Source organism: Gymnodinialimonas sp. JB5-7, assembly GCF_055693405.1.
Map to the genome: position 1 here is coordinate 285,886 of NZ_JBVFUX010000012.1, position 19,345 is coordinate 305,230.

The window sequence follows — 19,345 nt, forward strand, 5'->3', positions numbered from 1 at the left end:
TATGGCCGACACCGCATCCCTAACCCAGCAATATGACCGCGCCGCGAACACGTGGGGCGATAAGATGCGCCTGCTTGGCTACGCGGATGCTTATCTGGGCTTTCTCACCGGCACAGGTTTGCGCGCAAATGCGTCAGACCGGGTCTGCGATGTCGGGTGCGGCACCGGTGCCTTCGCAGACGGGTGGAGCGCGATCTACGGGCCCGAGGCCGACATCACGCTTCTCGATCCCTCCGCCCCGATGCTAGATCGGGCCGAGACCGCATTGGTCCGGCGCGGCGGGACAGCCAGCAAGGTCCAAAGCGGCATTGATGATTTTTGCCCTGACCAGCCGTTCGCGCATTTGCTGATGGCCCATGTCATCGAACACGTGGCTGACCCGCACGCGGCCCTTGCAACCTTGCGCACATGGGTCGAACCCGGGGCAAAGCTCTGGCTGGTGCTGTCAAAACCGCATTGGTGCAATGCCATCATCTGGCTGCAATGGCGGCACCGCACGTTCGAGATCTCCGAGACCACCGCGCTTCTGGCAGGGACCGGTTGGCGGCTGGATCAAACCTATGCCTTCCCGTCAGGCCCCCCGTCCCGCACAAGCCGTGGCTTCCTCGCGACGGTGGTCTAAGACCAAGGGCCTTCCTTGTTCCATGAAAATGCAAATCCGCCCTGCGCTGCACAGGCCGAACCGGGCTGGTGTCCCTCTGCGGGAGGGTGGGCGGGGCGATGGCGATAGCCGAGCGTCGAACCCGCCCGACCCCTTAGCTCGCCAGCACGTTGCGGAACGCCCAAGGCTCGCTTTCGTCGATATCCTCCGGGAACATCTCCCAACGATCCTGCAGCGGCGTCCAATCGGTGTAATGGGCTTCAACGGGTCCCAGGTAGGGTCGCTGCACTTCAAGACAGCGCGCATGGTCCATCTCGTCAGCCTCCACGATCCCCGCTCCAGGGTTTTCCAGCGCCCAGACCATCCCGGCCAGAACGGCCGAGGTCACCTGCAATCCCGTCGCGTTCTGATAGGGTGCCAGGTCCCGCGTCTCTTCATTCGAAAGCCGCGAGCCAAACCAGAGCGCGTTCTTCTCATGCCCGTAAAGCAGCACCCCCAACTCGTCGATGCCTTCGACAATCTCGTCTTCGTTCAGGATATGATGCTCGGTCTGTGTGGTACCCGAGCCAAACATCTCGTGCAGGCTCAGCACTGCGTCATCGCAGGGGTGATAGGCATAGTGGCAGGTGGGGCGGTACTCGGGCTCATGCCCCTCGCCCACTGTATAATAGTGGCTGATCGACACGGCCTCATTGTGGGTCACCAGAAATCCGAATTGCGGCCCCGGCGTCGGGCACCAGGTATGGACCCGCGTGATGGCTCCGGGCCGCTCCATCCAGATCGCGGCTTTGCAGCCCGTTTCCTGCCGGTGGGCATTTTCCGGGAACCACGGCTCGTGCGTGCCCCAGCCAAGTTCTGCCGGCTGGAAGCCTTCGGCGATGAAGCCCTCGACCGACCAGGTGTTCACAAACACATTGCGCGGACGTGGCGCAAGGCGCGCTTGGGTGTCCCGCTCGGCGATATGGATGCCCTTTACCCCGAGGTCGCGCATCAGTGCGGCCCAATCCTCGCGGCTTTCCGGCGCGGCCTCGTGCCCGAGGTCATTGGCCAGCGTCAGCAGCCCTTCCTTCACGAACCACGACACCATGCCCGGGTTCGCGCCACAGCAGCTGACCGCCGTTGTCCCACCCGGATTTGCGACCTTTTCATCCCGAACGCGCTGGCGCAGGGCGTAGTTGGTGCGCGCAGCATTGTCTTCCGTTCCGAAGTAGTACCCAGCCCATGGCTCAACGACCGTGTCGATATACGGCACACCGATCTCACGGCAGAACTTCATCAGGTCGAGCGAGTCCGTGTCCACCGACAGGTTCACGCAGAACCCTTTGCCGGGTTCCAGCAGCCCACCCAGAACGTCCCGGTAATTCTCGGGCGTCAGGGACGTATCGATGAAATTCAGTCGATGTTGGCGCAGGAAATTGTGTTGGCGCGCGTCCGGCTCGATCACCGTGAACCGGCTGGCATCGTACTCAAAGTGCCGCTCGATCAGGGGCCAGGTCCCCTTCCCGATCGAGCCGAAGCCGATCATCACGATGGGGCCGTCGATCTTGGCGTAGACGGGATGAGATGTGGTCATGGCGTGCCCTCCGCAACAGATGCGGCCTGATACGCGCGGACAGGGGAAATAGGAACCATTTTGCACGCCAAAACGCCGGTGCAGGGGGTTTTCCGGCCGGTTGGAGAAGCGGCTCAGGCTGGAAAGGTGCGGGACAACGGGTCCGGCGGAAAAGAGCGAACAGGATGGGCAGCGCTGCCGGAATGCGATCGAAATGCCAATGGGTGCCACCCCAACGGCTGGATTGATGCGCGATCCGCGGCGCAAGGTTTGCGCCGTCAATCGTCCTGTCGTTTGGCGGGTTGATGGCCCACCGGCCTAGGCTGATCAGGGGTTATGCCGTGGCGCGGTTAAAAATGCGTTACGAGCGCGTGAACATGCCAAGCTGCGCCGCGACCGACTGGCCGAGTGCCTGTGTATCGGTGTCCGCATCCGGACCAATGACCAGCACACGAACATAGCGGTCCGTGAGGGTTGTGGTCGCCAGGCCATGACGGTGCGCCGTGGACGTGGACACCCCCACAATATCATCGGTGTTTTCCATGATGCAAACGGCGACCGGCCGACCATTGGTGTCAAGATACGCGAACTGGATCAAGGTCTGATCCTGCCAGCCAAGAATCTGTGCGCGACGGAAATCAAGGCCCTCAATATCCGCCAGCGCCGACAGGTCGTAGCCGAGCGCTTCGGAGACCTGTGCCACGCCGCCATCGCCTTGCATCGGCGCAGCCAAAGTCTCCGGCTGATAAAGTAGGTGATAAGCAGCTGCAAAATCGCGCCAATCCTCGCCCCCGCCCAACCGCGACCCGATCAAAGCCCCCGAGCACAAGCGCCAAGGCAACGGACGCCGCCATCGCAAGACCCGCAAGTGACCCGCGCGGCGCGGCGCCCTCCGACATCGGCGGGGCGTCTGCCAATAACGCATCTGCCTGAGCGCTCAGAGAAGAGAGATTGACATCAAGCGCGTCCAGCCGTGCCTGCACATCAGGGTCAGCCGCAATCTCGGCGCGCAGGGCTTGGGCCTCCGCCTCGGGCAAAGCTCCGTCCACAAGCGCCACAAGACGGGCATCCAGATCCTCTAGCATTCCCGGTCTCCCAACCGTTCCTTCAACTTGACCCGCGCAGCAGCCAGCCGGCTCATGACCGTCCCCACGGGGACATCCAACATGTCGGCGGCTTCGGCATAGGCATTTCCTTCCACGTAGACCAGCACAACCACGCTGCGCTGGACGTCAGAAAGCCCCATCACCGCAGATAACACCTCAGCCCCGAAAAAAGTCTGTTCCGGATCGTCGGGCGAGATCAGCCCCGCTTTTTCCGCATCGACCACGCCCGTCCCGCGCCGGACCTTGGCCGCGCGCAGCCGGTTCAGCCAGAGATTGTGCAGGATGCGCATCAACCAGCGATCGACCCGCGTGCCGGGGGCAAACTGCGCCGCCTTGGAAAGGCCCTGAGCAACGGCTTCTTGTGCAAGATCCTCTGCCTCCGACCGGTCTCGGGTCAGCGTCAGGCCATAGCGCCACAGGCGCGGCCAAACCTCTGGCAACGCGGCGCGAATTTCGCGCTCCGCTTGCGATGGAAAAAGGCGCCGAATAATTTCTCTGTCTCGCGTGTTGTCTTCCCAAGGACAGGCCAAGGCCGGGTCCGCGTACGACTTTAGGGAGGACACCATGTCGTTGAAACACATTATCGCCGCCGCGTTGATCACATTGCCGGGCGCAGCGCTTGCGCAGGACACGCCCGCGCCAGAGGGGGCGGCGGTCTACTTCGTGAACCTGGAAGACGGCGCATTCGTTTCGGGCCCGGTCACGGTGATCTTCGGGCTGGAAGGCATGGGGGTAGCCCCTGCCGGAACCGAGCGTGAGATGACAGGTCACCACCATGTATTCCTGAACCGTCCGCCGCTTGGCGAAGGTGAGGAAGGCGCGGAAGAGCTGCTCTACGGGATCCCGGCAGACGACAACCACATCCATTTCGGCGGAGGCCAAACGCAAGTGACGCTGGATCTGGAGCCGGGTGAGCACACGCTGCAGCTGGTTCTGGGCGATCTGAATCATGTGCCGCACGTGCCGCCGGTCGCATCCGAGCAGATCACGATTACCGTGGAATAACGCGCGCATTCGCCCCCGAAAGCGCAGCGTTTCGGGCGGCTTCCAGGGCCGCCCGCTACAACGTCTTTCCGCTATTTTGTGAACGCCCATGGCGCATTTGCTAAGGTTTTCCATAGCGGTGACGGGCTTGCCAGACAGGGTTGCCGTGAGCAGGATGACTCCATTCAAAGAAAAGGAGTTTTCCATGCGCACTGTCCTGGTGACTGCCGCCGCCCTTGTTCTCACAACTGGATTTGCAAGCGCTCAGACCGACCCTGTCGAGATTTGCCTTTTTGAAGAAGAAGATTGGGCCGCAACCCTAGAAGCCTGCACGACCGCTCTGGCCAACAGCGACGATCCCGTGGAACAGGGACGCTTCATCCTGCACAGGGGCTGGCTCACGATAACCTCGGGGATTTAGAAGCCGCGCGCCTGGACTACATCCTGTCTGGCGACTACCGGCCCGATTGGTTTCGAGGCTATGCCAATGCGGCCATCGTAAGTGACCTGTTGGGCGAACCAGAGGCGCATCTCCGTTGGGCGCAAGCCGCCATCGACGCCGAGCCTGACAACCCACGCGCCTACACTGAAATGCTGACGATCGCGAACAATGCGGACGATCCGGCCGCTTGCGAACCCGTTGTTGAGGCGGCTGTCGCAGCACTCCCCGACCTCGTCGACTGGCCTTTTCAAGCTACGTCGGACGAATATCTCATGGGCAACCTTGCCCTGTGCCTAGCCATCTTGGAACGCAATGAAGAAGCGCTGCTGGCCTTCCAATCGGCTGATTTTATGGGGCTGGATGATTATTGGTTCCACACCCACTACGCCTACTACGCACAATACGTCTTCGGTCGCCCTGATCTTGGGGCGGAACACGCGAGGCGCGCATTGGAGAGGGGTGAGCGCAACCTCTATGACGCCGACACGCTGATTTACGCGCTTGTGGATCTGGACGACGTCGATGGGGCGTTGGAGTTGGTGACTGATTACGCCGACCTCTTGGACACTCAGGAAGAGGATTGGGGCACCCGAAATGCGGTGGGCTGGCGTTTGTTCCTTGTTGATCGAATTGGCGAAGCCTCAACCGTGATGGAGGCTTGGGCCGATTGGGCGGAGAATGAACTCGCCGAAGGACGCCCGACCTACGGCTACATCTGGGATACCTTGGCTCACATTCGAGCCGCTCGCGGGGAAACGGAGGGCGCATCGGAGGCGTTTCGTCTGGCGTTCGAGCACTATGGCGACGAAGATTTCGCCCGTGAGCTTTATTCCGGCGGCCTCACCGCTCTTGGGTTCGATATCGGTGAAGGGGACGAAGGGCTGCTGGCCGCGCTTGAGGCCTGTGCCGCGACCGGGCCTGCGTGCCGCATTATCCCCGACGATGATCCTTTCGCCACGTCCACTGACTAAATTTCAAAGAAAAAGGCCGCCCGATGGGGGCGGCCTTCGTATTCGAAACTCGCAAAGAACCTTAGTTCTTCGCGTAGAATTCCACGACGAGGTTCGGTTCCATCACAACCGGGTACGGCACATCGCCAAGGCCCGGAGTGCGCACGAACGTGGCGGTCATTTTGGAGTGGTCGACGTCCAGATAGTCAGGCACGTCACGCTCGGCCAATTGGGCGGCTTCGAGCACGATGGCCAGCTGCTTGGACCGATCACGGACCTCGATCACATCACCTTCCTGCACACGGTAGGAGGGGATGTTGACCTTCTTGCCGTTCACTTTGACATGGCCGTGGTTCACGAACTGACGTGCCGCAAAAACGGTCGGCACGAACTTGGCGCGGTACACGAGGGCGTCGAGGCGACGCTCCAGCAGACCGATGAGAAGTTCACCGGTGTCACCACGCAGACGCTCGGCTTCGGCGTAGATGCGGCGGAATTGCTTTTCCGTCAGGTCGCCGTAATAGCCCTTCAGCTTCTGCTTTGCGCGCAGCTGCAGGCCGAAGTCGGACATCTTGCCCTTGCGGCGCTGGCCGTGCTGGCCGGGGCCGTATTCGCGGCGGTTGACGGGGATTTCGGACGGCCCCAGATGTTTTCGCCCATCCGGCGGTCGATTTTGTACTTGGCAGACGTGCGTTTGGTCACGGCTGATCTCCTTTTGCGGCATTTCAGCTTGTTCCGAAAACCGGTTCCCACTTTTCGGGCTGAAATTGCGTCTCCGCGGGGCCCAAAGTGCAAACCCGCCCGGAGGCTTCGTGCCAATGTAAAAGGGCGTTGTCCTCTAGGCTTGCGCCTCGACAGGGATCCTCTTGCGAGGGCCACCAACACCAAATGAAAACCCCACAACGTGCGCTGCGGGATTGGCGGGCTTTTAGGAGGGGTTTAGCGGGGTGTCAATGCACCGTGCCAAGGATCGGTTTGGTCGGCGCGCCGTGGATCAGAATGGCCGCTTCTGCCCGCGTCAGCATGCGCCGTACCGGGGCGCCGTAGGCGTGCGGATTGCGCGCCAGTTCAGGCCGCATCTCCAGCAGGCTGTCGCGCTGCAGGTTCGACAGATGCTCCAACCCCATAAAGCCGGGGTGGAACGTCTCCACCTCTAGCCCATTGGCCCAGATCACCTCGTGCCGGTCGAGCATCAGGTGAATATAGAAGGTCTCGCGCAGGGAATGATCGACCGTCACCCGGCTGTCGCCCACCAGATCGGCGGCCCGCACCAGAACCTCATGCTCGCCCCACAATTCAAGCGCCGCGCGACCCGTCACCAAAACGCGGTGCTCCGGGCTGACGATCAGATCACCGTCGGGCCGATCTATGCCAAGGGCCCCCGCCCGCATGCGGATCGGGCGTTGGTCAGGCATGGCAAACAGGCGCGCGCCGGACATCCGTCTATGGCCGGACCAGAGCACATCTTGCGGGCCATTGTCGCGCGTCAGGACGCGGTCGCCGGTGCCAAGCTCTTCGATCGCGACATCGCCGTCCTCGGTCCGGATGCGGGTGCCGGGAGTAAAGCAGATGACCGCCGGTTCATCCGTTGGCGTGGGTTTCAGCGTTTCCTCGTTGCGATGCACAATCGTCAACTCCCGGCCGGATGGCGGGGGATCACTGGCAAACATCAAGAGCGGCGGCGTGCCGTCTTCCAGCAGGATCGGGACAATCGTGTAGAATTTCGCACCGTCCGACACGATGAACGAACCCCGGTAAAGCGGGTCAGATTCTGACGCGGCAAATTCGGCGGGGCTCGGCGCCGGGTGCTGCAAAAGTTTGCGCACGACACGGGCCGCACGGCTGCGAAGCTCATCCTGATCCCGGCTGGCGGTCAGAAGAAGTGCCGCGGGATCTCCATCCAGCGGTTGGAGCTTCCCGTGCCAGCTCCAGTTCATTCCTTCGGCCAGTTCTTGTTGTGGTTCTGCCGGAAACCCTTCGATGCAGGTCTGCGCCCATGCGATCACGAACGCGCCCTGAAAGCCCGTAGCCATGTTGATATGCCCCGCCTCGGAGTTTTTGACGTGTTGGCCGGTGGTTGGTCCCCGACCTTTGGCAGGACGCTAGCAGAGGTGATTCGTCTGGGGCAAGCCTCCGATCTCGCATTTTGCGAATCGGGTGAGTCGTTTTTGTCAGAAACGCAGCATCAAAGAGAGCGTTCCAACCAACTGACCTTCGGGCTGGGTCACGAATTCTTCCGAAAGATACGTAATGCCGTAGGACAGGTCCGCCGGGCCGAACCCGTAATGCACTGCACCGCGCGCGCGCAAGCGCGTCTCTTCAAGATCCGGGCCTTGCGCGGGCAAAAGCGCGCTTTCATGGACATAAGCCACATCGGCCCCCGCCGAGAAGCTCCACCCCGAAACACTGTCGCCCGGCAAGGCCACGACGCGCTGTCCGGTCACGACATCGCGGACCAGAAACGCCCCACTGTCATAGTTGCCCAATCGGATATCTGCCCCGGCGCGCACCAGAGTTTCGACGCCTGCCTGTGCCTCAACAAAGGGTCGTAGATCGCTTGTACCAAGATCAAAGCTGCGGCCAACCTCGGCGGTCGCGTTAAAATACACGCCGTCCTCGATCATGAAGCTGCTGAGATCGACCGGTGTGCCGCCAAACGCCTGGTGGATGGAGTCGTGCAGCCCCATCAGGCCCGTCTGATCGCCGAGAATTGCGATATCGGCGCCAAGGCTGAATTCAAAAGCGGACCGCTCAAAATGGGTCGACGCGCCGAAGTAGAGCGCAGGCGCATAGAGGCGATCGTCCGCCGCCGGTACTGCAAGATTGTCTGGCGCGATGATCTCGGCCCGGACACGCGTCTCTATCAGGGCAAAGGGTCGATCCGGCAAATCGCCATCCCAATCCTGACCCCAAAACGCGCTCAGCTGGTAGGAGCCCGTCCGCCACCGATCAAATCGGTCGCCAATCGGCATGCCATACCAGTCGTTGGAAAAAATCTGCGTCACGCCCTGATAGGTATACGCGCTGTCTTGCGCCGCAACGGGTTGCGCCAGAAGGGCAGCGCACGCCGCCAAGGCCCGGATGGGTGAAATTGCCATTTGCTCTGCCTGTATCTTTGTTTCCGGTCTCAATGCCGGTGATTTGTGGCGAAATTAGCACCAAAGCAGGCAATTGCCGGGAAAAGTTGCGCATTCAAGGACAGCACGCGTCGGGATGCGACCTATCTGCGACACCTAATGGCGCATTAGAATCGCAGAAACGCCAATGCACTGCCGTGCTTCGCGCTCTCGCGTCATTGACGATTTTTGATGTTCCAGGTTCGACCCAAAGCGCTTCAGTCGAACAAATCGCGGATCGCAGCATCAGCCCGGTCAAGCGGTTTGGGCATCCGCGCCCAGTGTCCCCGCCGCCAGACGAGCTTGCCGGTTTGCGTGGTGATCAGGTGATCTTCCACGCGCCGAAACATGGGCTTAGCCGCACTTGGAATGGCCGCAATTGCCGCAAGTCATGCAGCCTTCGACCATCCGCATTTCATACTGACCGCACGACGGGCAGGCCGGGCCGGGGCGGTTGCCGAGGTTCACAACCTGCGCCTGCGGGTCGGATTTCAGGCCCATCCCCTCACCCGCGAGGAAGCCGGTGGCGATCATGTGTTTTTCAATAACGCCACCAATCGCGGCCAGGATCGACGGCACATACTTGCCCTGCATCCAGGCGCCACCTCGCGGGTCGAAGACGGCCTTGAGCTCTTCGACAACGAAACTCACATCGCCGCCGCGCCGGAACACGGCCGAGATCATCCGGGTGAGCGCTACGGTCCAGGCGAAATGCTCCATATTCTTGGAGTTGATGAACACCTCGAACGGGCGGCGGTGCCCGTTCAGCACGATGTCGTTGATCGTAATATAGAGCGCATGCTCGCTGTCGGGCCATTTGACCTTGTAGGTATTGCCCTCAAGCTCGGACGGGCGGTCGAGCGGTTCAGACAGGAAGACGACTTCACCGGTCGCGGCCTCGGCGGCTTCTTGCGCTTGCGGTTTGTCCTCGGCCTCGCTGACAGACAAGACGGACCCCGTCACATCGTTCGGGCGGTAGGTCGTGCAGCCCTTGCAACCGGTGGCATACGCTTCCGCGTAGACGTCTTTGAACGCCTCAAAGCTGATATCGGCGGGCACGTTGATGGTTTTGGAGATCGATGAATCGACCCAAGGTTGTGCGGCGGCTTGCATGCGAACATGATCCAACGGCGCCAGAGTCTGGGCGGTGACGAAATAGTCAGGCAGCGGCGTGTCGCCATGGGTGTCACGCCATTGGGCGACGGCATAGTCGACCACTTCTTCTTCGGTTCGGGTGCCATCGGGTTGCAGGACCTTGCGGGTGTAGGAATTGGCAAAGATCGGCTCGATCCCCGACGAGACGTTGCCCGCATAGAGGCTGATCGTGCCGGTCGGCGCGATGGAAGTCAGCAGTGCATTGCGCAGGCCATGCTCAGCGATGAGGGCCTGGACGTCGGCGTCCAAGCGCTGGACCATGGGGGCCTTGGCGTAGGCGTCCGCGTCAAAGAGCGGGAAGGCCCCCTTCGCTTTCGCGAGCATGGCCGAGGCACGGTAGGAGGCGTTGGCGATGCGGGCCATCCACTCTTCGGTCAACGCGACAGCCTCGTCCGAGCCATAGCGCACGCCGCACATGGCCAGCGCGTCGGCCAAGCCGGTGACACCAAGGCCGATGCGGCGCTTTGCCTGCGCCTCTGCCGCCTGTTCAGGAAGCGGGAAGCGGGAGGCATCGACCACATTGTCCATCATGCGGATCGCAGTTGCGACGAGGTCATCGAGCGCGGCGTCAGGGATCGCACCGCCGTCAAACGGGTTTTCGACAAGCCGCGCGAGGTTGATCGAACCCAGAAGGCAAGCCCCATAGGGCGGCAGGGGCTGCTCACCGCAGGGATTCGTGGCAGCGATGGTCTCGGCGTAGCTCAGGTTGTTTTCGGCATTGATGCGGTCGATGAAAATCACGCCCGGCTCGGCGTAATCGTAGGTCGCGCGCATCATCTTGTCCCACAAATCGCGGGCCTGCACCGTGCGGTAGACCGTGCCGTCGAAGACCAGATCCCAAGGGCCATCGTCCTTCACCGCCTCCATGAACGGATCAGTCGCAAGGACGGAGACGTTGAACATGCGCAGCCGCGCCGGGTCCTGCTTGGCCTCTATGAATGCCTCGATATCGGGGTGATCGCAGCGCAGCGTCGCCATCATCGCACCCCGGCGGGAGCCTGCGGACATGATCGTGCGGCACATCGCGTCCCACACATCCATGAATGACAGAGGGCCGGAGGCATCCGCCGCCACCCCGCTGACCGCCGCACCCTTGGGCCGGATGGTGGAGAAGTCGTAACCGATCCCCCCACCCTGCTGCATCGTAAGCGCGGCTTCCTTCAGCATGTCGAATATGCCGCCCATGCTGTCCGGGACGGTGCCCATGACAAAACAGTTGAACAGCGTCACCGAACGGCCTGTGCCCGCACCGGCCACGATGCGCCCGGCGGGGAGGTATTTGAAATCCTCCAACGCGCCGTAGAATTCGTCGGAATAAGTGGCTTTATCCGTGTCCACATCGGCCAGCGCATCCGCGATCCGGCGCCAGGTGGCTTCGACATCTGCGTCCATGGGCGTGCCATCCGCCTCTTTCAGGCGATATTTCATGTCCCAGATCTGCTCGGCAATGGGGGCGGCAAAGCGGGTCACAGGCACTACTCCTTGGTGGGTGAGGGTCGGATTCTACCAGATAGGTTGTATGACACAAATGTCGCGGATTGGCCAGAAATGGCTTTGGAATCGGCCTTTACTTTGCGGTGGAGGAGTGACCCCGATGTCTCAATCTGCCGACTTCCGCGCAAAGGGCTATGCCGTCTTGCCGGAGCCGATCCCGGCGCAGGCGTTGAGCGCCTTGCGTACCGCCGCCGATGCATTGATCGCAGAGCCCGCTGCAGCCGATGGCGGCAATCACGACATCAACCGCGGTGCGGACCGGCAATTTCTGCACAAACGCCACGCGGATTTTCCAAGCGTGGAGCGCTTTCTGTTCAGCCCGTTCCTGCGCGACGTCACCCGGATCGCCTTGGGCGAGCCGCACCTGTTCAATGAGCAGTTCGTGGTCAAAGGCCCGCGCACAGGCGCAAGTTTCGCGTGGCACCAGGACGGCGCTTACGTGCCGTTTGAACACCGCCCTTACCTGTCCGTCTGGATCGCGCTGGACGACACGACACTTGAGAACGGCGCTTTATCGATCTTGCCGCGTGATCTGGACCGCGAAGGCCATATTGATCCGCACCGTTGGGACGAGGTCGGCAAGGAAAAGGTCGGCTATGACGGCCCGAATGAAGGGATCGCCCTGCCCTGTCCGGCGGGAACGATGATCCTGTTCTCGTCGCTGACCCTGCATCGGTCTGGCGCGAACACCACCGACCGGCCCCGCCGCGCCTACCTCGCACAGTACTCGGACGGGCCGATCCTTGATCCATCCACAGGAAATCCGCGCAATTTCGCCAAACCGCTGCGCTGAGCCTTGCCCTGACGGGTCAGCCTGCTAGCCTTCACTACCACATCATCGGGGGATGAGGCTTGGCTGACACCATACATCTTGTGAAACTCTGCGTCGGTGCGGAGAAGGTCGAAGACCTGCTGGATTGGCAGGCAAGCGCCCGCGCGAAAGGCCCCGACGGGCTGCCGCGCCACGTCACGCGGATGTGGCCGAAGCGCGCGGATCAGGTGCTGAACGGCGGCTCGCTCTATTGGGTCTTCAAGGGCTTGGTTCTGTGTCGCCAACCGATCCTGCGGCTCGATCCGGTGGACCGCGGTGACGGGATCAACCGCTGCGGTATCGTTCTGGACCCCGAGGTGACGCGGGTCGCGGCCACCCCGAAACGTCCGTTCCAGGGCTGGCGGTACTTGCAGCCCGGCGATGTGCCGCGTGATCTGCCCAAGGGCCGCTCGACTCAAGACCCCCTGCCCCCGCAGCTTGAGAATGCGCTGGCCGAGATTGGCGTGCTCTGAACAGCAAAAGGCCGGGCGCATTGGCCCGGCCCTCGCATTCATTTGGCGATGAATCAGAACGAGTTGATCAGCGCCGCGACGGCCGAGCGATACTCACCCCGCGCCGTGCGCGTGTTCGAGTTCAGCGGCGTGGTGGAGCCGTTGCCGATCGGGATCGTCACGCCAAGGGCGAAACGGTCAACGGTCAGGTCATTGCCCGCGGTCAGCAGGGGCGCCAGCGTGCCCAGATCGACATTGGTGCGCGAGTACTCAGCACTCAGCACCAGCGGCATGGAGCCCGATGCAGACAAGTCATAGGATGCACCGATGGTCGCGCCAAAGGCCGTGATGTCGTCGATGGGGCCCAGATCGCTCAAATCAAAGGTGGAGCCACCGACCGAGCCGTAGATGTCAAAGCCATTGCCCAGATCGTATTCCGCGCCAATCGCATAGGCCGTGATCGGAAGGCTCGTTGGACCCGTTTCGATATTGGTGCGCATCACCGAGCCGAAGATGTCCAGACCGTCCATCACTTCGTAAGAGCCGGACACACCGAAATCAGTCACGTCGGTATTGAGGGCAACCGGGAACAAGGCATTATCGCCAAGCTCGGACATGCCGTAGAAGGCCTCCACATGGCCCTGACCGAAGTCGTAGCCACCGAAGATGCCGTATTGCGAGGTGTCGATGCCGATGGTGACCGGACCAAAGATGGCCAGATCCAGATCACCCATGCGGTAATAGGCACCGACATAGGCGCCGCTCGAGAACTGGTAGACAGGCTCGATCGACAGGCTGATCAGATCAACGCTGATTTCACTTGGCGCGCCGGTGACATCCAGATTGCCGGTGTTGAAGCCCGCGCCGATCCCAACCGAGAACGACTCGTCAAAGTGCAGATCGCCATCGAAATCGAACGAGTAGCCGTTCAGCGTGATGTCCGTTCCGGGGATACCACCGATGGAGTTGAAGTTTGCGCCCGCCGTTACGGAACCGTCAAATTCCAAACCTTGGGCCATAGCGAGAGACGGCAGTGCCACGACGGCACCAGCCAACAAAATTGGTCGGATCATATCCATGTTCCTTGTTTTAAACTTTAGAAGGCGTCGCCGGGGGCAGAGTTTGAAAATTCCCGACGGCAGTCGTTAATGCAGGTTAAGAATACATTAACGCCCCCGAAGCGGGCAACTTGCGGGAAACCACACCTATAGATTGAGTGGGTTAGTATTTGGGTGTTGCCAAAAAAGCACGAAATCCCGCCCTCAGGCGCCGGTTTTGAGCTGCTTCTCAAAAATATCTAGCGCGGACCGGGTCGAATCGTTCCACTTCGCGGCCCGAGATCGGAACAGCGTCGCCTCCGATCTGTGGATCAATCCATCGCTCAGAATCGCTAGATGGTTGGCGCGCAACGTCTCACCGGTTGAGGTGATGTCGGCGATGGCCTCTGCCGTGCCATGGGCAACGGTGCCTTCCGTCGCGCCCTGGCTGTCGACCAGCCGGTAATCGGCCACACCTGCATCGCGCAGGAAATCACGGACAAGGCGGTGGTACTTGGTTGCAATCCGCAAGCGCTGGCCATGGGTCGCGCGGAAATCCGCAGCGACTGCATCGAGGTCATCCAAAGTGCGCACATCAACCCACCATGCGGGAACGGCGATAATCAGATCGGCATGGCCAAAGCCCATCTCGGCCAGAACCTCCACGGCTTGATCCCAGGCAGGGATACGCTCCTGCACGAGATCGCTGCCGGTGACACCCAGATGGATGCGCCCCGCAGCCAGTTCGCGCGGAATTTCACCAGCGCTCATCAGGCGCAGATCGATGGGCAGGCCCGCAACCTCAGCCCCATAATCCCGGTCAGATCCGGTGCGCCGCATCTCGACCCCGCGCGCGGCGAACCACTGGAAGGTTTTTTCCATCAAACGGCCTTTGGACGGGACACCAAGCGTGATCATGCCTGCGCCCTCCGCAAGGCATGGACCTGCTCGGGGCGGATGACGCCGCCAACGGCCGGGATCTCACGCCCGCCACCAAGCTGGCGGGTCAGTGCATCATAACGCCCACCGGTCGCCAGCGGGGGCAGGCTGGGGCTTGGCGCAAGAAGGCCGAACACAAAGCCGTCGTAGTACTCCATCTGCGTGCGCCCGTAAGACGCCTCATAGGGAATATCCGAGACGCTCACGCCCACATCCTTCAACGCATCCACGCGCGCCGCAAAATGCTCGACGGCCCCCTGCAAGCCCGGCAGATCAACGGCAAAATTCTGCAGCGCCTCCACTGCTTCGGACAGCGGGGATTTAAGCGCGAGCAGGCTGACAAGCACCTCCGCCTGGGTCTGATTAATTGGGTCAGCGGCGGCCTCTGCGCGCAGGCGTTCAAGGCGCGCGTTCATCTCATCCGTTGTGCGCAAACCGATCGGCGGGCCCGCACGCGCAATCAGGGCGGCAAGACCCTGGTCTTCCGCGGCTTTCAGGTACTCAGCACGGCCCTTGGCAGGTTTTCCCATCCCGGTGAACCGGTCCAACAGCGCGCGGAACCGGCGCGGACGCCAGACATGGCGGCGCAGCGCGGCCTTGCGTGCTTGCGTGGTGTCGAGTGCTTCAATGGCCGCCAGCAACACGCCAATATCACCCGTCACCGCGCGCACCGGAAGCCCATCCAACGCCTTGAGCATCAGGGCAAATACCTCGGCATCGGCTTTTAACGGATTGGCCCGGTCGAAGACCTCATACCCCAACTGGAGGTATTCCGTCGGGCGCCCGCTGCCGGCGTCCTGCATCCGGAACACCTCGCCCAGATAGGTATATCGCGCGGGCTCTGCCCCGCCATCCATGTGCATCTGCACAACAGGGACGGTGAAATCGGGCCGCAGCATCAATTCACCCCGGTCCGGGTCGTGGGTGGTAAAGGCGCGGCCCCGAATATCCTCACCGTAGAGGTCCAGCAGCGTATCGGCGCTGACGAGCATCGGCGCATCCACCGGCACGGCGTCTGCGAAGATGGCCTGAAGCGCCTCCGCCTCGGCCCGGATGTCGGATTTCAGGGTCACTGGTGACGGGCAATCATGGCTTGGACCTCTGCAACAAGGTCAGCAAGCGGCACTTCGGTCTGGGCGGGTTGGGATTTCCATTCTTCCAGCGTCGCGTCCTGCGCAAGCTTCGCCCCAAGGATCAGGTCCTTGAGCTGAACCACGCCACGCGCGGCCTCGTCCGAGCCCTGAATGACGGCAACCGGCGAGCGGCGCTTGTCTGCGTATTTCAGCTGATTGCCGAAGTTCTTCGGATTGCCGAGGTATACCTCAGCCCGGATGCCCGCATTGCGCAGGGTCGATGCCATGGCCTGGTAGTCGGCCATCCGATCCCGATCCATGACAGTCACGATCACCGGGCCCGCATCTTCGCCCTTCAACTTGCCGGTTGCGCGAAGGGCCGCGAGCAAACGGTCAACGCCGATCGACACGCCCGTTGCCGGAACCTCCTGCCCGGTGAAGCGCTTGACGAGATCGTCGTAACGGCCCCCGCCTGCGACGGAGCCGAACTGGACGGTCTGTCCTTTCTCGTTGTGGACGTCGAAGGTCAGCTCCGCCTCGTAGACCGGGCCGGTGTAGTAACCGAGGCCGCGCACAACCGACGGGTCAATGATGATGCGGTCCGGGCCATAACCCTGAGCGGCAAGCAGATCAGCGATTTGTTCGAGTTCTGAGACACCTTGTGTGCCGATATCGGAGCCATCGGTCAGCGCTTTCAGGTTGCCAATCGTCGTGGGGTTATCCCCAGCGGTTGCTTGCACAAACGCGATAATTTTGCCGGTCTGCTCCGCAGATAAGCCCGCGCCCTTTGTGAAATCCCCGCTTTCATCCTTGCGGCCTTCACCGAGCAGATCGCGCACGCCGCTCTCCCCCAACCGGTCCATCTTGTCGATGGCGCGCAGCACGATCCCGCGTTCGGCTTCCTTGTCGTCACCGGCCAGGCCGGCCACTTCCATCACGCCGTTCAAGACCTTGCGGTTGTTCACGCGCACCACGTAGTCGCCGCGCTCGATGCCCACGGCCTCAAGGCAATCGGACAGCATCGCGCAGATCTCCGCATCGGCCGCAACGGATCCGCTGCCGACTGTATCCGCGTCGCACTGGTAAAACTGCCGAAACCGCCCCGGCCCCGGCTTTTCGTTCCGCCAGACAGGCCCCATCGTGTAGCGTCGATAAGGCGAGGGAAGTTCATTGCGGAACTGCGCCGCGACACGGGCCAGCGGGGCAGTCATGTCGTAGCGCAGAGCCAACCACGTCCCGTCTTCCTCGAACGCAAAAACGCCCTCGTTCGGGCGGTCCACATCGGGCAGGAATTTGCCCAACGCCTCCACCGTCTCAACCCCGGACGTCTCCAACGGATCAAAGCCATAGCGATGATAGACCTCCGCGATCTTCGCCAGCATCTGCTGACGCTCGGACACTTCGGCGCCGAAATAGTCGCGGAAGCCCTTTGGCGTCTCGGCCTTGGGGCGGGGCTGTTTCTTCTGCTTTGCCATGGCGATTGGGGCCTTAAACTCAGGTCGCGCATCCTCTAACGGGTGGGGGGCCAAGGGGCAAGGAGAGTGCAGGCATGGATCAGCGATTGGAAGAACAGGTGGCACACCTGACAAAGGCCGTCGATGAGATGTCGGAGGTCGTGGCGCGGCAGGACGCCGAGATTGCGGTGCTGACGCGACGGGTCGAGATGCTGATGCAGCGCGAAGCAGAGCGGGAGGTCGACGCAAGCGGAACCGTTCCGCTCGCCGATCAGAAACCACCGCACTGGTGAGAGAGAGGACTTGGGGGCCAGCCCCCAAACCCCCGGCATTTTCGGGGAACAAAGAGGGGCGTGCGGGGCGCATCAGCCTTAGCCGTTGACTATGCAGGAACCGAGGCAGACCCCCGGGGTCGGGAGCGCGTCAGAATGTAGACCATGATCGCCACGTTCAGCGCGTTGAACGCGATGCCATTCAAGAAGGCGAGCTGATAGCTGCCGGTGGCGTCGTAGATCAGGCCCGATAACCATCCGCCGATGGCCATGCCGAAGATCGTGGACATGATCACAAAGCCCACCCGCGCCCCGGCCTCGCGCGCGGGCAGGTATTCGCGGACGATCACGGCATAGGATGGCACGATGCCCCCTTGGCTAAGACCAAAGACCAGGCTCACGATGTAAAGCGACGTCAGGCCCGAGGTTGGCAGGTACAGGAATAGGGCCAACATCTGCAGGGTTGAGCCGATCAGCAGCGTCATCACCCCGCCCAACCTGTCGGCCATCACCCCCGACACGAGCCGCGAGGCGACGCCGCCCAGCAGCATGAGGCTCAGCATCTCTGCCCCCACAACGGGCCCGTACCCAAGGTCCACACAATAGGCGACGATGTGAACCTGTGGCATCGACATCGCCACGCAACATCCAATCCCGGCGACAGCCAGCAACCAAGTGAGCGCACGGGGCTTAGCCCCGTGGTTTTCGCACGCTCCGCCGCGGCCACGTCAGACCGCGCCATGGCCTCCGGCGGCAGTTTGCGGCGCAACAGCGCGCAGGCGGGCAGCATCGCCACGATGCAGGACAGGGCCAGCACCAGATAGGCCGCGCGCCAGCCGTCGTCTGCAAGCGTCCCGGCCAGAAGCAGGGGCCAAATCGCGCCGGACAGGTAGTTGCCCGAAGCCGCAATCGCCACCGCGAGGCCACGACGGCGCAGGAACCATTGCGACGTATCCGCAATCAGGGGGCCGAAGCTGGCAGACGATCCGAAGCCGATCGCCAGCTGCGCCAGCGACAGCAGCCAGATCGACGGGGCCACCATGGCCAATCCATAACCCGCCCCCATCAAAACGGCCGAACCTGCCAGCGACCATGCCAACCCCAATCTGTCCACCGCACGGCCGATCAGGAAGTTGCCAAAGGCAAAGCCCACCATCGTCAGCGTGTAAGGCAACGCGGCTTCCGCCCGACCCACGCCGAATTCGGCCTGTACATCTGGCAGGATCAAGATGATCGCCCACATGCCCGCATTGCCGATCAGTGAGACCAGCAGCGCCAGGGCAAGCCGCCCCCACGAGGCGCGGCTATCCAATGTGGTCTCAGGGGTCATGGGCGGACCCTAGGGGCCATTTCTTACGGGGAAAAGCGAAAGGTTGTCGGCAGAATTGGCGCCTCGTGGCGAGGTCAGGAAATGTTCAATTGACACCGCGCGCCGCACGCGGCCTAACGTCAGCTATGGTTACTACACGCATTACCCCCGCCCTCACCCTTGCTTTCGTCTGCCTTGCCGCACCCGCCATGGCCGAGCCCCAGTGCTCGGGCGGTGGATATGTTGCGGATGCCATCGTGGTCCCCTCGGATGCGATCGGCAACATCACGGTCGCCACGCAATATGCGTGGGACGGTGGCGGACGCCTGCATGATGTCTGCAACCTTCTGACCGACAGTGGCTTTTTCGCGACCTGGTCGCTGTTCTCTGGCGAAGTCGATGCCAGCTATCCCGGTATCTGCGTCTCGTTGACCAACGACGCGGGCGAGGAATGGTTCTCGTGCCAGACGCCGGAGGCCACAACGGCGGCCTATAACGCGACGCCGGGCACCGAAGAAGCCATCCTGCGATTTGAGGAGTGGATGCCTGAGGCCCCGGTCCTTCAGTAAATCCTTTCTTCGGAAAGACTGACGCATCC

At 62.0% G+C, this 19,345-nt stretch carries 18 protein-coding genes and 2 pseudogenes; 7 read left to right on the top strand and 13 right to left on the bottom strand.

The window, feature by feature from the left end; translation table 11 throughout:
- Position 1 precedes the first annotated feature (1 nt).
- Complete coding sequence (locus ACZ1HK_RS09115) at positions 2–622, top strand: class I SAM-dependent methyltransferase (RefSeq protein WP_472628453.1); 621 nt, start codon at positions 2–4, stop codon at positions 620–622.
- A 133-nt stretch (positions 623–755) separates the two neighbouring features.
- Here the strand turns inward: ACZ1HK_RS09115 and ACZ1HK_RS09120 are convergent, their stop codons facing one another.
- The 3 genes from ACZ1HK_RS09120 to ACZ1HK_RS09130 all read right to left on the bottom strand — a co-directional run bounded on the left by ACZ1HK_RS09120 (position 756) and on the right by ACZ1HK_RS09130 (position 3,699).
- A complete protein-coding gene (locus tag ACZ1HK_RS09120) occupies positions 756–2,174 on the bottom strand; it encodes a homospermidine synthase (RefSeq protein ID WP_472628454.1) in 1,419 nt (472 codons plus the stop codon).
- Between the two features lie 340 nt (positions 2,175–2,514).
- Complete coding sequence (locus ACZ1HK_RS09125; protein ID WP_472628455.1) at positions 2,515–2,994, bottom strand: hypothetical protein; 480 nt, start codon at positions 2,992–2,994, stop codon at positions 2,515–2,517.
- Positions 2,995–3,231: 237 nt separating this feature from the next.
- Positions 3,232–3,699 carry an RNA polymerase sigma factor gene (locus tag ACZ1HK_RS09130; RefSeq protein WP_472628456.1) on the bottom strand — a complete coding sequence of 156 codons (468 nt, stop codon included), beginning with the start codon at positions 3,697–3,699 and terminating at the stop codon, positions 3,232–3,234.
- 124 nt (positions 3,700–3,823) lie between these two features.
- Between ACZ1HK_RS09130 and ACZ1HK_RS09135 the strand changes: the two genes are divergently transcribed.
- Together ACZ1HK_RS09135 and ACZ1HK_RS09140 are read left to right on the top strand one after the other, a co-directional pair.
- Complete coding sequence (locus tag ACZ1HK_RS09135; RefSeq protein WP_472628457.1) at positions 3,824–4,264, top strand: DUF4399 domain-containing protein; 441 nt, start codon at positions 3,824–3,826, stop codon at positions 4,262–4,264.
- Positions 4,265–4,549: 285 nt separating this feature from the next.
- The gene (locus tag ACZ1HK_RS09140) at positions 4,550–5,656 is read left to right on the top strand and encodes a tetratricopeptide repeat protein (protein ID WP_472628458.1); all 1,107 of its coding nucleotides are present in this window, start codon (positions 4,550–4,552) and stop codon (positions 5,654–5,656) included.
- Positions 5,657–5,717: 61 nt separating this feature from the next.
- Here the strand turns inward: ACZ1HK_RS09140 and rpsD are convergent.
- The 5 genes and pseudogenes from rpsD to ACZ1HK_RS09165 form a co-directional block, all read right to left on the bottom strand.
- Positions 5,718–6,337, bottom strand: a pseudogene (rpsD, locus tag ACZ1HK_RS09145) (30S ribosomal protein S4).
- 248 nt (positions 6,338–6,585) lie between these two features.
- Positions 6,586–7,668: a Hint domain-containing protein gene (locus ACZ1HK_RS09150; protein ID WP_472628459.1), complete on the bottom strand. Its 1,083-nt coding sequence runs from the start codon at positions 7,666–7,668 to the stop codon at positions 6,586–6,588.
- 138 nt (positions 7,669–7,806) lie between these two features.
- The gene (locus ACZ1HK_RS09155; RefSeq protein ID WP_472628460.1) at positions 7,807–8,733 is read right to left on the bottom strand and encodes a lipid A-modifier LpxR family protein; all 927 of its coding nucleotides are present in this window, start codon (positions 8,731–8,733) and stop codon (positions 7,807–7,809) included.
- A gap of 236 nt (positions 8,734–8,969) precedes the next feature.
- Entirely contained in the window at positions 8,970–9,101 is a 132-nt protein-coding gene (locus ACZ1HK_RS09160; RefSeq protein ID WP_472628461.1) for a hypothetical protein, read from the bottom strand.
- 4 nt (positions 9,102–9,105) lie between these two features.
- On the bottom strand, positions 9,106–11,376 hold the full coding sequence (locus ACZ1HK_RS09165; protein WP_472628462.1) for an adenosylcobalamin-dependent ribonucleoside-diphosphate reductase: 2,271 nt from the start codon (positions 11,374–11,376) through the stop codon (positions 9,106–9,108).
- A 124-nt stretch (positions 11,377–11,500) separates the two neighbouring features.
- Between ACZ1HK_RS09165 and ACZ1HK_RS09170 the strand changes: the two genes are divergently transcribed.
- Both ACZ1HK_RS09170 and ACZ1HK_RS09175 read left to right on the top strand, forming a co-directional pair.
- Positions 11,501–12,193, top strand: a complete 693-nt coding sequence (locus ACZ1HK_RS09170) for a phytanoyl-CoA dioxygenase family protein (protein WP_472628463.1) — start codon at positions 11,501–11,503, stop codon at positions 12,191–12,193.
- Between the two features lie 59 nt (positions 12,194–12,252).
- The gene (locus ACZ1HK_RS09175) at positions 12,253–12,684 is read left to right on the top strand and encodes a DUF1489 family protein (RefSeq protein WP_472628464.1); all 432 of its coding nucleotides are present in this window, start codon (positions 12,253–12,255) and stop codon (positions 12,682–12,684) included.
- Between the two features lie 53 nt (positions 12,685–12,737).
- Here the strand turns inward: ACZ1HK_RS09175 and ACZ1HK_RS09180 are convergent, their stop codons facing one another.
- The 4 genes from ACZ1HK_RS09180 to hisS all read right to left on the bottom strand — a co-directional run bounded on the left by ACZ1HK_RS09180 (position 12,738) and on the right by hisS (position 17,187).
- A complete protein-coding gene (locus ACZ1HK_RS09180) occupies positions 12,738–13,736 on the bottom strand; it encodes a porin (RefSeq protein WP_472628465.1) in 999 nt (332 codons plus the stop codon).
- A 189-nt stretch (positions 13,737–13,925) separates the two neighbouring features.
- A complete protein-coding gene (gene hisG / locus ACZ1HK_RS09185) occupies positions 13,926–14,618 on the bottom strand; it encodes an ATP phosphoribosyltransferase (RefSeq protein ID WP_472628466.1) in 693 nt (230 codons plus the stop codon).
- Positions 14,615–15,712 carry an ATP phosphoribosyltransferase regulatory subunit gene (locus tag ACZ1HK_RS09190; RefSeq protein ID WP_472628467.1) on the bottom strand — a complete coding sequence of 366 codons (1,098 nt, stop codon included), beginning with the start codon at positions 15,710–15,712 and terminating at the stop codon, positions 14,615–14,617. The genes hisG and ACZ1HK_RS09190 overlap by 4 nt, the downstream gene beginning before the upstream one ends.
- The gene (hisS, locus tag ACZ1HK_RS09195) at positions 15,709–17,187 is read right to left on the bottom strand and encodes a histidine--tRNA ligase (RefSeq protein WP_472628468.1); all 1,479 of its coding nucleotides are present in this window, start codon (positions 17,185–17,187) and stop codon (positions 15,709–15,711) included. Before hisS ends, ACZ1HK_RS09190 begins: the two co-directional genes overlap by 4 nt.
- A 74-nt stretch (positions 17,188–17,261) precedes the next feature.
- Here hisS and ACZ1HK_RS09200 point away from each other — a divergent pair, with 74 nt between their 5' ends.
- Entirely contained in the window at positions 17,262–17,459 is a 198-nt protein-coding gene (locus ACZ1HK_RS09200) for a SlyX family protein (protein WP_339987022.1), read from the top strand.
- Between the two features lie 89 nt (positions 17,460–17,548).
- Here ACZ1HK_RS09200 and ACZ1HK_RS09205 read toward each other — a convergent pair.
- Positions 17,549–18,768 (bottom strand): annotated as a pseudogene (locus ACZ1HK_RS09205) (MFS transporter).
- 188 nt (positions 18,769–18,956) lie between these two features.
- Here ACZ1HK_RS09205 and ACZ1HK_RS09210 point away from each other — a divergent pair.
- Positions 18,957–19,316 (top strand): hypothetical protein, encoded by a 360-nt coding sequence (locus ACZ1HK_RS09210; RefSeq protein ID WP_472628469.1) that lies wholly within the window; start codon positions 18,957–18,959, stop codon positions 19,314–19,316.
- Positions 19,317–19,345 lie beyond the last annotated feature (29 nt).